The organism is Paenarthrobacter sp. 2TAF44, from assembly GCF_052114885.1.
GTDB lineage: Bacteria > Actinomycetota > Actinomycetes > Actinomycetales > Micrococcaceae > Arthrobacter.
On record NZ_JBFRFP010000001.1, the window covers coordinates 189,965 to 204,186 of the forward strand.

10 protein-coding genes are annotated in these 14,222 nt (G+C 61.0%); 4 read left to right on the forward strand and 6 right to left on the reverse strand.

The annotated features are described in order from the left end of the window. The 6 genes from AB4Z15_RS00820 to AB4Z15_RS00845 form a co-directional block, all read right to left on the reverse strand. Positions 1 to 783, reverse strand: a complete 783-nt coding sequence (locus AB4Z15_RS00820) for an enoyl-CoA hydratase/isomerase family protein (RefSeq protein ID WP_442015609.1) — start codon at positions 781 to 783, stop codon at positions 1 to 3. Continuing rightward, complete coding sequence (locus tag AB4Z15_RS00825; protein ID WP_442015610.1) at positions 780 to 2,417, reverse strand: AMP-binding protein; 1,638 nt, start codon at positions 2,415 to 2,417, stop codon at positions 780 to 782. Before AB4Z15_RS00825 ends, AB4Z15_RS00820 begins: the two co-directional genes overlap by 4 nt. Before the next feature lie 203 nt (positions 2,418 to 2,620). Further along, on the reverse strand, positions 2,621 to 4,081 hold the full coding sequence (locus tag AB4Z15_RS00830; protein WP_442015611.1) for an MFS transporter: 1,461 nt from the start codon (positions 4,079 to 4,081) through the stop codon (positions 2,621 to 2,623). A gap of 245 nt (positions 4,082 to 4,326) precedes the next feature. Then, entirely contained in the window at positions 4,327 to 5,697 is a 1,371-nt protein-coding gene (locus AB4Z15_RS00835; RefSeq protein ID WP_442015612.1) for an MFS transporter, read from the reverse strand. 214 nt (positions 5,698 to 5,911) lie between these two features. Further along, complete coding sequence (locus AB4Z15_RS00840; RefSeq protein WP_442015613.1) at positions 5,912 to 6,463, reverse strand: VOC family protein; 552 nt, start codon at positions 6,461 to 6,463, stop codon at positions 5,912 to 5,914. A gap of 22 nt (positions 6,464 to 6,485) precedes the next feature. Further along, complete coding sequence (locus AB4Z15_RS00845) at positions 6,486 to 7,157, reverse strand: GntR family transcriptional regulator (protein ID WP_442015614.1); 672 nt, start codon at positions 7,155 to 7,157, stop codon at positions 6,486 to 6,488. 151 nt (positions 7,158 to 7,308) lie between these two features. On the opposite strand from AB4Z15_RS00845, the gene AB4Z15_RS00850 reads away from it, so the two are divergent. The 4 genes from AB4Z15_RS00850 to AB4Z15_RS00865 all read left to right on the forward strand — a co-directional run bounded on the left by AB4Z15_RS00850 (position 7,309) and on the right by AB4Z15_RS00865 (position 14,173). Then, positions 7,309 to 9,525 (forward strand): alpha-ketoacid dehydrogenase subunit alpha/beta, encoded by a 2,217-nt coding sequence (locus AB4Z15_RS00850; protein ID WP_442015615.1) that lies wholly within the window; start codon positions 7,309 to 7,311, stop codon positions 9,523 to 9,525. A 27-nt stretch (positions 9,526 to 9,552) separates the two neighbouring features. After that, complete coding sequence (locus AB4Z15_RS00855; protein ID WP_442015616.1) at positions 9,553 to 10,860, forward strand: dihydrolipoamide acetyltransferase family protein; 1,308 nt, start codon at positions 9,553 to 9,555, stop codon at positions 10,858 to 10,860. A gap of 61 nt (positions 10,861 to 10,921) precedes the next feature. Next, positions 10,922 to 12,607: a thiamine pyrophosphate-dependent enzyme gene (locus tag AB4Z15_RS00860; RefSeq protein ID WP_442015617.1), complete on the forward strand. Its 1,686-nt coding sequence runs from the start codon at positions 10,922 to 10,924 to the stop codon at positions 12,605 to 12,607. A gap of 63 nt (positions 12,608 to 12,670) precedes the next feature. Then, positions 12,671 to 14,173, forward strand: a complete 1,503-nt coding sequence (locus AB4Z15_RS00865) for an NAD-dependent succinate-semialdehyde dehydrogenase (protein ID WP_442015618.1) — start codon at positions 12,671 to 12,673, stop codon at positions 14,171 to 14,173. Positions 14,174 to 14,222 lie beyond the last annotated feature (49 nt).

Consider the following 14,222-nt stretch of genomic DNA (forward strand, 5'->3'; position numbering starts at 1 on the left):
CTACTTCTGGTTGAGCCTGCGTGCTGCCAGAAACTGGCGGAGCGCATCTGGAACATTGTTGTCACGCCAATTGGCCTGGAATGCTGCGAGTTCCAGATCAAGGGCGTCTGAATCGTCGAGTTCGACAATCGACGAAAGCAGGTTTTTGAAGTTCTGCTGCGCCGGCGAGTCCCTGGCGGCGAGCTGGGCGGCGACCTCGGCGGCCCTCGGGTGCAACTGCTGATATGGCACCACGTCATGCAGCCAGCCAGTTGGTCGCAATGCTTCCGCTGTCATGGGCTGACCGCTGAGGTGCATCCACCGTGCCGGGCTCTTTCCAACAGCGCGCTCCAGACGAACGCTGGACCCTGCCCCGGGCGTCAGCTTATTGTTCAGGTGCCCGTCGCCGACCAGTGTTCCTTCAGCAGCAATGACGACGTCGCAGGCTAAAGCGAGTTCAAGACCGCCGGCGATTGCGTGTCCGTGGAGAGCTGCAACCCAGGGCTTGGAGCTTCGCTCTATAGTCGTGACGACGTTCGAAAGACGTTCGAGGAATTCCACCACGCCGGCTTCGCTTTCGTCCTCAAGTGCAAGGAAATGCCGGAAATCCCCGCCAGCACTGAAACTTTTGCCTTTCCCGGCCAGCACGACGACAGCCGTCCCTGGATCATGGGCGATATCGTCGACTTGAGCGGCCAAGGCGTTCGCTAAGGCGCCATTGAGAGCGTTGCGCTGAGCTGGGCGGTTCAGGAAGAGCCACCGGACCGCTCCCCGTTGTTCGACTTGGAGATGCTGGGACGTCACAGCTGCCCTGCCTTCTCCACCTCGGAACGTCGCTGCTGCCTCAGGACATAGCGTTGGATTTTGCCGCTGGGTGTCTTCGGAAGCTCTTGGATGAAGTGGATGGATCGGGGGTATGCATGAGCGGCATAATGGCTTTTCACAAATCCTTGAAGATCCTGCCGAAGGGCGTCAGACGGCTCCCACCCATCACTGAGTACGACGTAGGCTTCCAGCACTTCTCCCCTATCCGCGTCGGGAGCGGCGATCGCAGCGCTTTCGGCGACGGCCGGGTGTTCGCTGAGAATCGATTCGATCTCAAACGGGCCGATCCGATAGCCGGCCATGATGATGACGTCGTCATCGCGGGATGCGAAATGGAAGGCTCCATCAGCGTCCCGATGGCCGAGGTCGCCCAAGAGATAGAAGCGCCCATCGCGGGTGAATCGCGATGCTGTCTGCGAGGGGTCCTGGTAGCTTCGGAATGTCATCGCTGGACTCTTCGCGACATCGATTGCCACCCGGCCCATCACGCCCGGCGCGAGTTCCATGGCCTCGTCTTCACCAAGCACCGTCGCCGCCCATCCGGGAAGCGGGTAGCCCATGGATCCCGGGACAACCTTGCGGGCGATCGCGGGGTGGTGGACGTTGCCGAAGACCATACCAACTTCTGTCTGGCCGAAGTGGTCGTGGACCTCCAGGCCCAACTGTTCCCCTGCCCATACGTTGACCTCCGGCGTGAGCGGTTCACCCGCACTTGACAGGCGCTTCAGACGGGTGCGCGATGGGAGGACCGGGAAATGAGTGCGTAGCGCCCGGTATACGGTGGGGGCCGCCGTCAGGTTTGTGACTCCCAGGTTCTCGATGATTTTCCATGCAGCAGTGGGCTCAAAGGCTCCGGCCTGCAGGATCGCCCCCGTCCCATTCGCGAGCGGGGCAACGATTCCGGCATATAGGCCGTAGGCCCATCCAGGGTCCGCTGCGCACCAATACACGTCGTCGCTGGCGACTCCGAGCCCGTATTTAAGGTAGCTGTGCCATCCTGCCGCCTGTCGCAGCGGGTGAATGACACCTTTGGGGGAACCCGTTGTACCGGATGTGAACATGTGGACGAGAGGGCCATCGGGACCCTGAACAAAAGTCTCCAAGTCTTTGGTGGAAGCGGTAGCCAGCAACGTTTGGTAGTCAACATCTTCGGGCTCGCCGGCTCCATCGACAACGACGACCTTGATGGGGCGCCTCGTGAGGTCCGGAAGCTTCCCGCGTTGGGCTGTGTCCGTAATAACCAGGCCTACCTGTGCCGTATGGATCCGAAATTCGACCGCTTTGCCTGCAAAGGCGGTAAACACCGGCACGTACACCGCGCCCAGTCGCCATACCGCAAGCATTGTGGTCACGAGTTCGGGGCCCTTGTGGAGAAGAGTGGCAACGCGGGTGCCAGGCTGCACTCCGAGGTCGCGAAAGCCGTTGGCAAGCCGGATCGATTCGTTGTGGAGTTCGCCGTAAGTGACCGCTTTTGCCGCTCCGTTGTCTTCGACTACCGTGTAGGCCGTTGACTCCGGATCATGGCGGTCGCAGAGAAGCCAGGCAGCACACGCACTTTCCTCCACATAGGGGCCGCTGATATCGGTGAAGAGGTCTACGTCCAATGTGATCACCCTTGATCTGTTGAGTACGTTTTTTGGTACGTTCGTATCGTAGATCGAATCATAATATTTGTCGAGTGCATGGACGGCCTGCACGTTCCTTGCCGCTGGGGTTCCCACGTTCAGGAGCACACGTTAAAAGCAAAGACCCTCTCGACGAGGGGGTCGGGCGCTCAGCGCAAGAATTTGATTCGGGTCTATACGGCGACTCGTTCCTAACCAGATGAAGAGGCCGCCCTGGCCTCCGCCGATGCCTCGAGTGTGTTGCTTTCGCCGTTGACCGAGGGCATGGCGACAACGGCGACCACAGTGAGTATGGCGCTGACCAGCACGGCGATGAATACAGCGGTAGATGCCGCCACGATTGTCTGGGGATCCGAATTTCCGCCGGGAACACGGGCGTATATCGCGTTAGCGACAGCCCCGAAAACGGCGACGCCGACAGAGCTGCCGATCGAACGTGCAAAAAGATTGGTACCGGTAACTACGCCTCGCTCATTCCATTCGACGCTGGTCTGTGCGGCAATGAGGCTCGGGGTCGCCACCAGCCCCAGGCCAAGCCCGACGACGAAGCAGCCCGCAGCCACCACAAAAATGTTGGGCGCAGGCGCAGTCAGAGCAAGAACAGCTGTACTCAAGACCGTGATCGTGACACCAATCAGGGCGGTCCTCCGGAACCCGATGCGGAGATAGAAACGGCCCGCCTGGGATGCACTGATCGGCCAACCGATGGTCAGGGCAGCCAAAGCGAGCCCCGCGATGATTGGGGAGGTCGAGGTGGCTCCTTGAAGGTACGTGGGAACGTAGGAGGTGAGGCCGAACATGACCGCACCGACGCCAAAAGAGGTCATCGCCGTCGTCGCCAGCAGCCGACGGGACACTACCCACGCAGGCAGTATCGGCTCCGTTGCCCTCCTTTCGGCGAGCACAAACGCAGCGAACAGGACAGAGCCGGCAGCAAATATCGCGATACTTATGGGAGAGTTCCAGGCCCATGACTGGCCACCGCCGAGTGCTCCAAGAATGAGCAGGCTGAGGGAAAGTGACAGCAGGCCCGCCCCCAGGAAGTCCACACGGTGCTTGGCCCGCTCAATATTCTCGTGGAACGAGCGAATCAGCATCCAACCCGCCAAGAGGCAAAGCGGAATGTTCACGAAGAAGATCCCACGCCAGATGCCCAGCGACGCGAACACGCCTCCGGAGGTTGGGCCAACCACCGAGGAAAGGGCCCAAACACTGGCGAGGTAGCCCTGCACTTTAGACCGTTCAGCCACAGTGTAGATATCACCCACGATGGTCATGGACATCGGCAGCACTGCTCCGGCGCCAAGACCCTGGAGAACCCGGAATGCTATGAGGGCGGGCATGCTCCACGCTACTCCGCAGAGGATCGATCCGAGCAGGAAGAGTCCGATACCGCAAAGGATAATCGGCTTACGCCCAACCATGTCTGAGAGCTTCGCGTAGACCGGCACCGAGATAGCCTGCGCCAACAGGTAAGCGGAAAAGAGCCAAGGAAAAGACGTGAAGCCGCCGACGTCACCCACAATTGAAGGAACCGCCGTCGCAACAATCGTCGAATCAATCGCTACCAGACCCGTTGCGAGCATCAAGGCGATGAGGATAGGTCCTCGCCGAGACCGAAACCCGACGCCCTCAGAAGTCTCTGTCGTCATGCAAACTCATTTCCTCTATCTCCAGGCGCCGTTCGGGCCCGAAGAATTCTCCGAACGATGATGGCCGTGCGATAGTTGTTTTCGCTCAGATTCACGCTTGTTTAAGGCTAGTACCAGGCGCATCGCCAGGCCATAGCCATCCGCGTCAACAACCCTCGAATATGCGCCACCCAACTTCTGGTCCGAGCTCTGCCCTGTCCGCGGCAGCGTCCGGGTGGGCAGAGTCGGCGACAGTTGGCTGAGGGTCAGCGTGTGAGGTCTCGGCCCTTGGTTTCCGTCAGGAAGAACACACACACCGCTGTGATGACCCCGGCCACCACCAGATAGAGCGCGACTGACCAGGAAGCCAGCGTTGCTGCGTACAGGGCCGTTGCGATCAGTGGCGAGAACCCGCCGCCCAGGGTCTGTCCGAATTGGTAACCCATCGAAGCACCGCTGTACCTGAATTTGGTAGCGAAGAGCTCACTGATCAACGAGGCCAGCGGGCCGTAGATCATACCGGCCAAGACAGTGCCACCTGTCATTGCCACCGTGATCAATACAGGGTTCTTGGTGTCAACCAGGGCAAACATGGGAAATGCCCAGAGAGCGAAGGCAATGCCCCCTGCGAGTATGACGGGTCGACGACCCACCTTGTCGGAGATTGCTGAGCTGCCCCAGTCGCTAAGGCCGTAGAAGACGAAAGCGATGGTCAGAGCGATAAGGCTTACCCCCGCGTCAAGCTTGAGGCCGATGGTGATATAGCTGAGCAACCAGGTCACGAGGATGTATGCGAGCGTGCCGAATCCAAAACTGATCCCAGCTGCGAGGAGAAGCTCCTTGGGGTTGGACTTCATGACTTCCAGGATGGGTTTGCGGGTGGTCTTACCTTGAGCCTCTGCGGCTTTGAACACCGGGGTCTCTTTCAGGCGCAGCCGAATAATCAGGCCCGTCACCACGAGGATGATCGACAGCAGGAACGGGACCCGCCATCCCCACGCTTCGAAGGTCTCAGCTGGCATGAAACTCAAAGCGAAGAGCACGCCGGTGGACAGCAGTCCGCCGATCGCGGAGGATGCCGGAATTAACCCTGTATAAAAACCGCGCCTTTCCGGCGGCGCGGTCTCACTCACCATCAGAATGGCACCGCCATACTCGCCTCCGAAGGAGAAGCCCTGGACGAATCGCAGCATCACGAGGAAAATGGACGCCCAAAAGCCGATGGCGGCGTAGGTCGGAAGCAGCCCGATAGCAGTGGTTGAAAGGCCTGCGATAAGCAGCATGGCCACCAAGACCCGTTTCCGGCCATGCAGGTCGCCAACATGTCCCGCTACCAAACTGCCAAGAGGTCGGGCAATGAAACCGACGGCGTAGGTAGTAAACGATGCAAGTAGTGCTGCAGTCGGGTCGAAGCTCGGGAAGAACAGTTTTCCGAAGACCAGCGCGGCCACCGATCCGTACAGGACAAAATCATATTGCTCGATGATGTTGCCAACGACGCTACCGGCGACAGTGCGGTGCAACGGCTTCTTCTGTTCCGGTCCGAACTTTCTGGTTTCTGCGGGTAGGACGATAGACGCGTCCTTCTCCCCGATCGATTGATTTGTCAGCAGGGCCTGGGACTTCGTCGTCCGCATAAGTTCTCCTGGGTGTTTTCGCCGGCGCAAAAGCGTAGCCGGGTTGCAAATGGGTCCGGCCTGAAGATTCTCTTCATCGATCAGGTCGGTATGCCGACGCTACTTCGGCCCAACATGCGGCGTCAAGGAAAACTTTCGCGCTAAGTATCAAACTCTCGTATTGCGATACTTCAGGTTTTGTCTTGGAGCAGTCTCGACCGCAGGGCAACCCTGGTCAAGGCATCCAAAGCCGCAGCGGGGTTTGCGACTCGTAGGCTTTTCCCTGCGGAAAGGACACGAGCTCGAATTGCATCCCCCACGGGGCCAGGAAGTAAACCCAACGCTGCCCCTTGCTCGCGCCGGAGCTCAGGGTCGGGTCCCCAAGCACCTGGATGCCGTGACCCTTGAGGTAGTCGACAGCTACATCGAGGTCCTCTACGTAGAAGGCGAGGTGATGACCTCCGATGTCGCTGTTGCGGGGCTGGTCCAAGCGTTGATCCGGCGAGGAATAGTTGAAGACTTCAAAATTGGATCCATTGAAGCAGCGGTAGAAGCGTATTTCCACCAGCGTTGCCTCCGGATGGACGTTGAGCTTGGTCCGCATCAACACGGGATCCTGCGGGTAGGGCCCCAAGGAGTAAACATGCTGACATCCAATGACATTAACGAGGAATTCGTGTGCCTGTTCCATGTCGGGCACCGTGAATCCAACGTGGTCTGTCCCACGGATGCCCGGCAGCCCGCTTCGTTCGATGGGGGCGTTTTGCTGTTCGGCGTCCAGGTTCATCTACTTCTCCAGCCGTATGTCTCTAGCGATCAAATATCTCTGGGTGATCAAGCAGCGCAATGCGGGTTTTGCGGACGTGCATCGCCAGCAGTTCCTCTGCAGAGCGGATGTCACGCCGGCGGATTGCTGCCACGAGGAGCCGATGCTCCAAATTCGTGTCTCCGAGCCCCTCGGGACCGATCAGCTGTACGTACGCGCGCCGATAATGCTGGGTGGTATTCCAGAGTCTCTCGACCATCTCCAACAAGGTTGGCATGCCCGCATCCTGAAAACTCAACAGGTGGAACTCCCGGTCGAGTTCAACGAAGTCCTCCACCACCGTGCAATTTTCCATCCGCTCCGCCAGCTCGCTGAGCCGATCCATGGTTTCGGCACTGACGCTGTCAATGGCCTGCCCCAACGCAAGCGGCTCAATTCGTTCGCGAATCAGATACGTCTCCTGGCACTCAGCGAGGTTCATTGAGCTGACCCAGGCACCCGAGGAGGCGACCAGCGTGACGAGACCATGCGATTCAAGAATGCGCAACGCTTCCCGAATCGGCAGCCTGCTCACGCCAAACTCTTCCGCAATCTGCTCCTGGCGGATCCTCGTGCCAGGTGCGAGATCGCCGTCGAGAATCCTCTGACTCAATTCGTTTGCGATGCGCTGACTTGCAGCACCCGACTTCTTCAACAGAACAGCTTCGATGGCCATAGCTACAGCATACGGACTCAGCCGCAATGGATCCATTCGATGATGTTTGGCGTGAAAAACGTGGTCGCATGCATTGCATTGGATCCATTCGCCCCTCTATGGTTGTACGAACGCCTCAAAGCCATTCACGTTCGCCACCTGGGAGCCATAGATGTCAACCACCACGCCTTTGACCTACTCGACAGAGTGCACAGAGCTGCGGACAACCCGTAAAGACTGGGATGAAGCAGCTCCGGAGCTGCTCGAATCCATGCTGGTGCAGATGCACACCATTCGAATTTTCGAGGAAATTGTCCTGCAGCTGGCAGGTGAGGGCCTCGTACACGGCCCGGCCCACTCCAGCATCGGTCAGGAGGGAGCGGCCGTGGGATCCATTCTGGCGCTGAGGGGCGCCGACGGCGTCAACGGCACCCACCGCGGCCATCACCAATTCCTGGCAAAGGGTCTGGCCTACCTGTCCCCGAACGGTATGTCGATTATTGACGGGATAAAGAACGACCAAGTCACGGAGTTCATCCGACGAACGATGTCCGAGATTTTGGGTCTCAAAGCCGGTTTCAGCGGTGGTCGGGGCGGCTCAATGCACCTGCAGTGGCTTGACGCCGGAGCATTGGGTACGAACGCCATTGTTGGTGGCGGAGTGCCGCTTGCCGCAGGCAATGCCTGGGCACAGCGGCATGACGCAGAAGTCCACGACGGCGGCGGGCCGGCAGGCGGCATGGGCGTCACGGTGACCTATTTCGGCGATGGCGCCTCAAACATAGGCTCGACATTGGAGACGCTGAATCTTGCCGCTGCCTGGCGCTTGCCACTGTGCTTCTACATTGAGAACAACCTGTATGCCGTTTCGACCCATGTTGCCGACGTGACCGGTGAACCTCGGCTGGCGGCTCGTGGCCCTGGCTTCGGAATCAGATCCTGGCGCGTGGACGGGATGGATCCCCTCGCGGTCTATCTTGCCCAGAAGGCAGCCGTGGATCATATGCGCGCAGGCAAGGGCGCAACGCTCATCGAGGCGGAAACCTACCGCTATTTCCATCAGAACGGCCCCTTCCCGGGCAGTGCCTTCGGCTACCGGACGAAAGAGGAGGAGAAGCAGTGGCGTGATCGCGACCCGCTGGCCAAGCTGACCGTCGAGATGACCCGGCGCGGACTCCTCACCGATGAACAACTGAGCGATCTCACCTCGCACATCACAGAACACATCACCCGGATTGTAGACGGAATTACGGAGAAGGACCCGGAAAGCACCAAAGGCGCCCGCCGCATCCGCCCGACGCTTTGGCCCGATCCCACAGGGGTGGACACGGACATCAGGAGCGAACCTGCGCTGACAGGATCAACCTCCGGAGAAGGCACCGAAACCGGCACCGAGGAGCGCCGCTTCGTAGATGCAATTGCAGATGTACTGGGGCGCCGGATGGACGTTGACCCGGGTGTGCTGGTCCTGGGCGAGGACGTTCACCGGCTCAAGGGTGGCACCAACGGGGCCACCCGCGGGCTGAAGGACGCCTACCCCGATCGGGTCCTTGGTACACCCATTAGTGAGAACGCCTTCGCGGGCCTCGCAGGCGGCCTGTCCATGACAGGGCGCTACAAACCAGTTGTTGAGTTCATGTACTCGGACTTCCTGTGGGTCGCGGCTGACCAGATATTTAACCAGATCGGCAAGGCGCGGCACATGTTCGGCGGCCAGTCTGCGATGCCCGTGGTTCTGCGCTCCAAGGTGGCAATGGGAGCTGGCTATGGCTCCCAGCATTCCATGGACCCGGCAGGTATCTTCGCCAACAACCCGGGCTGGCGAATCGTAGCGCCGTCAACTCCGCACGACTACATCGGCCTGATGAATACTGCGCTGGAACTCCAGGACCCGGTGCTTGTGCTTGAGCACGTCGACCTCTACGGGACCAAGGGAGACATACCCGCTGGAAATCTCGACTACCAGTTGCCCGTTGGCAAGGCTGCCGTGCGTCGCGCAGGCGAAGGCGTCACCGTACTGAGCTACCTGAACATGGTGGACATTTCCCTCCGGGCTGCCGGGCAGCGAATGGATCTCGATCCCGAAATCATTGATCTCCGGTGGCTTGACCGAGCCTCCCTGGACTGGGACACGATCGGCGCCTCAATCCAGAAAACCAACAACGTCCTGATCGTCGAGCAAGGCGCCCGGGGCACCTCATATGGCGGCTGGCTGTCCGACGAGATCCAACGCAGATTCTTCGACTACCTCGACCAGCCCGTTCAAAGAGTTACGGGCAGGGAAGCGGCGCCGAGCATATCGAAAGTCCTTGAGGCTGCCGCCAATGCCGATATCGACGACGTCCTTGCCGGCTTTGACGAAATAGCCCGCAACCTCGGCCGTTCCTGAACCGGCTCCCATCAAAGGATATTCACCATGGCAACCATCATCACCATGCCGGCCGTCGTCGCAGACGCCACCGAAGCAGCCCTCCAGGACTGGCTCGTGAAAATAGGCGACACGATCGCCGCCGGACAGCCCATCGCCGAAATTGAGACTGAAAAGGCCACTGTTGAGCTACAGGCTGAGTTTCCGGGCACCATAGGAAGGCTGTTAGTACAGCCGGGAACTTCCGTAGGTGTCGGTGAGCCCATTGCCGTGCTCGTGGAAGCCGGGGAAGATGAGGCGTCCATCGACAAGCAGATCGCCTCCGCTGGCGGCGCCTCGCACAGCATTGCAGAGCATCTAGTTCCGGAGGACACTGAAGCCCCAACAACCCGGGATCCGCGGCGTGGGGCTCCGGACTCCAGCCCTGAAGCGTCCAGCAAGAATCAAGGACCGGGCTCGCGCATCTTCGGGTCACCCCTGGCCCGAAAGCTCGCAAAAGAAATGGGGATAGACCTCTCAGCATTGGAGGGTTCCGGACCCAACGGCAGGATTCTGCGCGGCGACGTTGAAGCTGCCGGAAGGCATCAAGCAGTGGGGCCACAGCCCGTCCCCAGGGTGCAAGAACCCGCTCCCGCTCCCCCGATGGCTTCATCGCAGACGGGAGCGCAAAACTTCCAGGACGTACCACTCTCCGGCATGCGCAAGGCCATTGCCAGGCGGCTGACCGAGTCGAAGACCAGCGTTCCCCATTTCTATGTCTCCATTGACGTCGAAATGGACGCGCTCCTGGCCTTACGCAAACAGATCAATCAGGACATGCCCGCCCAGGGACAGAAAACGACCGTCAACGACCTCGTTCTGAAAGCCCTGGGAGGCGCCCTCGTGGACGTGCCCGCTGCAAATGCTTCCTGGCAAGGTGAAGCCATCCGCCGTTATTCCACAGTCGATGTCTCCGTGGCCATCGCGACCACGGACGGCCTGCTGACACCGGTGGTCCGCGGCCTGGAAAACCTCTCCCTCAGCTCTCTGGGCAGGCTGATGGGTGACTACAAAGAACGTGCCGCCGCCGGCCGGATCCGGCAGCAAGAACTCGACGGTGGGTCCTTCAGCCTCACGAACCTGGGCATGTATGGAACACGGGAGTTCTCGGCCATCCTGAACCCGCCCCAGGCAGGGATCCTGGCCGTCGGTGCGGCGGAACAGCGCGCCGTGGTGCGCTCCGGCCAGTTGGCAGTTGCCACGGTCATGAGCTGCACCCTCTCCGCAGACCACCGTGTTATCGACGGCGCGGTGGCAGCCCAGTTGCTGGCTGCATTCAAGGCGCGCATAGAGAACCCGCTCAGCATTCTCCTGTAGTCCATCCATCGACTTAAACCTGTTGCGCAATGACGCGGCATCCAGCGAAAAGGTCCTATCCATGACTCAAGTAACAGCCGAGCACGACGAATTGCAAGAAGACGTGCTGCAGCCATCCCTCAAGTCCGCGGGCCATGTCATCGTTGATACGCTGGCCGCCCATGGCATCAAGCGGGCGCATGTGGTGCCGGGCGAGAGCTTCCTTGACGTTCTTGACGGGCTCCACGGCTCCCCCATCGAAACCATCGTTTGCCGCCATGAGGGTGGTGCCACATATATGGCCGAGGCTGATGGGAAAATGAACCAGCTGCCCGGGATCGCGATGGTTACCCGTGGACCCGGCGCCGCCAATGCCCATGTTGGACTGCATACAGCGTGGCAGGACTCAACGCCCATGGTTCTGTTCGTGGGGCTGATCCCCTTCGCCCACAGGGATCGCGAGGCCTTCCAGGAATTCGACATTAAGGCCTGGTTCGATACGGGCGCGAAGCGTGTGATGGTCTTGGACCACGCGGCACGCGCTTCCGAAATCGTTGCCGAAGCCTTGTTCGCGGCGATGAGCGGACGGCCGGGGCCTGTCGTCGTCGGCCTTCCGGAAGACGTTATCCGCCAGCAGATCCCCGCGGAACTCCATCCAGCCATCCCTGTCGCCACCGGCGGAATGACCACCGTGGACGCGGCCGCGCTGGCCGATGCCCTGGCCGCATCCAGCAAGCCACTGTTTGTGACAGGTGGTAACGACTGGACCCAGGAAGGCGCGGACCAGCTCACGCGCTGGCTGGAAAAACACCACATCCCGGCCGCAGCTGAATGGCGCACCGAGGGCACCATCCCCTTCGATTCGGCGTCCTATGTAGGCCCCATCGGCTACGGCCGGCCCCGCCCCACCTATGATCTGCTGGAAGAAACCGACCTGCTGATCTTTGTGGGCACGGTTCCCGGGGATGTTATTACCAATGGATTCCTCTGCCGCCAGGACTGGGCAAAAAAGAACTTCCTTGTCACCATCGATCCCTCGCTCCGTGGCCGCTCGGGTCCGGTCTCCTACCAAATCCTGGCCAAACCGGACGTCTTTATCCGTGACCTGGCAAAGATAGATCTTCCCGTCAAGGATGAATGGGTGAACTGGACGTCGAAAATGCGCGGGGAGCAGGAAGCCTTCGCCAGCCTGCCCCCGGCGACGCCGTCGGCTGGCCCCGCACGGATGGATACACTGATGGCCAACCTCGTCCCCACGCTACCTGCTGACGCCATGGTGACCCTCGGTGCCGGGGAGCACACCAACTGGGCCCATCGCTACTTCCCCACCCAGCGGTATGCCTCGATGATCAGTGCCCGGAACGGTTCCATGGGCTACTCGGTCCCCTCCGCCATCGCCGCATCCCTGGAATATCCAGGCCGGCGTGTGGTGACCATTGCCGGTGACGGCGAATTCCTGATGAATGGCCAGGAACTCGCGACAGCCGCCCAATACGGCGCCACTCCCTTGGTCATCGTCATGGACAACCAGGAGTACGGCACCATCCGCACCCACCAGGAACGTCACTACCCGGAGCGGGTGTCAGGGACCCAGTTGAAGAACCCGGAATTCGCGCTCATGGCGCAGGCCTTCGGCGGCTTCGGGATCAAGGTGGAACTTGATGCTGACATTCCTGCAGCCATCAAGGCTGCTCTGAAAGCCATAGACGAGGACCGCGTGTTTGCGCTCATCCATCTGGTGGTTGAGCAGAGAGTCAAAGCCTACTAACCACCCATCCGCCATCGGCTCACTTGAGCCGCTCCAACCCTCAACTTTTAAGGACTTCCCTTCATGACAGTTTCTGCGCTTTCCCCTGCCGTTTCATCTGAACGCGAAGCCGCGCTCCTCGCGTCCGTGCCTACCGGTTTGTTGATCGGTGGGCAGTGGCGGGATGCGTCCGACGGCGGCACGTTCGATGTGTACGATCCCGCCACTGGGGAGGTGCTCGCCACCCTCGCCTCGGCGACCAGCGCCGACGCGGTCGCAGCGTTGGATGCCGCCGACGCCGCCCAGTCCTCTTGGGCACGGACCGCGCCGCGGACCCGGGCTGAGATCCTGCGCCGGGCCTTTGACTTGGTGACTGAACGGGCTGAGGACTTCGCTTTGCTGATGACCTTGGAAATGGGCAAGCCCCTGGCCGAAGCACGCGGCGAAGTGACGTACGGGGCGGAGTTCCTGCGCTGGTTCTCCGAAGAAACCGTCCGCGACTACGGCCGGTACCTCACCACGCCCGAAGGCAAGAACAAGATCCTGGTCCAACACAAACCCGTCGGACCCTGCCTGCTGATCACCCCGTGGAACTTCCCCCTGGCGATGGCCACCCGCAAGGTCGCGCCCGCTGTCGCGGCAGGCTGCACGATGGTCCTCAAACCCGCCAAACTCACACCCCTGACGGCCCAGTACTTCGCAAAGACCATGCTCGACGCCGGCCTGCCCGCCGGAGTCCTGAACGTCGTCGCCTCCTCCAGCGCGTCGGGCATCTCCGGGCCGCTGCTGAAGGACTCCCGCCTGCGGAAGATCTCCTTCACCGGCTCCACCCCCGTCGGGAAGCGGCTCATGGCCGACGCCGCACAGAACGTCCTGCGGACCTCGATGGAGCTCGGTGGGAACGCCCCGTTCATCGTGTTCGAAGACGCAGACGTCGATGCCGCCGTTGAAGGGGCGATGGCCGCGAAGATGCGGAACATGGGCGAAGCCTGCACCGCCGCGAACCGGCTCCTCGTCCATTCCTCTGTTGCTGAGGAGTTCACTGCCAAGTTCGCTGCCGCCATGGGCGCTTTGGTGACCGGCCGCGGCACCGACCCCGCCACCCAGGTTGGTCCGCTGATCGACGCCGGGGCCCGGGAGGATGTGCACGCTTTGGTGCGCGCCGCCGTCGACGCCGGAGCTGTTGCAGTTACGGGCGGTGCGCCCGTGGACGGACCCGGGTATTTTTACCAGCCCACCGTCCTGTCCAACGTCCCGAACGACGCAGCGATCCTGGGCCAGGAAATCTTCGGCCCCGTCGCCCCGGTGACCACGTTCGCCACCGAGGAAGACGCCATCCGCCTGGCCAATGCCTCCGAGTACGGCCTCGCGTCCTACCTCTACAGCAAGGATTTCAACCGCCTCCTCCGGGTTGCGGAGCAGATCGAGTTCGGCATGGTCGGCTTCAACGCCGGCGTCATCTCCAACGCCGCGGCACCCTTTGGCGGGGTCAAGCAATCAGGCCTCGGCCGCGAAGGCGGCTCCGAAGGCATCGCCGAGTACACCACCACCCAATACATCGGCATCGCCGACCCCTACGCCCGCTAAACGCCGGAACACACAGAAGCGCCTGCCGGCCCCTGTAGAGGGAGCCGGC

Coding starts and splice junctions, on each gene's coding strand:
- AB4Z15_RS00865 (WP_442015618.1), top strand. CDS start 12,671: ATGACAGTTTCTGCGCTTTCCCCTGCCGTTTCATCTGAACGCGAAGCC.
- AB4Z15_RS00840 (WP_442015613.1), bottom strand. CDS start 6,463: ATGAACCTGGACGCCGAACAGCAAAACGCCCCCATCGAACGAAGCGGG.
- AB4Z15_RS00835 (WP_442015612.1), bottom strand. CDS start 5,697: ATGCGGACGACGAAGTCCCAGGCCCTGCTGACAAATCAATCGATCGGG.
- AB4Z15_RS00850 (WP_442015615.1), top strand. CDS start 7,309: ATGTCAACCACCACGCCTTTGACCTACTCGACAGAGTGCACAGAGCTG.
- AB4Z15_RS00855 (WP_442015616.1), top strand. CDS start 9,553: ATGGCAACCATCATCACCATGCCGGCCGTCGTCGCAGACGCCACCGAA.
- AB4Z15_RS00830 (WP_442015611.1), bottom strand. CDS start 4,081: ATGACGACAGAGACTTCTGAGGGCGTCGGGTTTCGGTCTCGGCGAGGA.
- AB4Z15_RS00845 (WP_442015614.1), bottom strand. CDS start 7,157: ATGGCCATCGAAGCTGTTCTGTTGAAGAAGTCGGGTGCTGCAAGTCAG.
- AB4Z15_RS00860 (WP_442015617.1), top strand. CDS start 10,922: ATGACTCAAGTAACAGCCGAGCACGACGAATTGCAAGAAGACGTGCTG.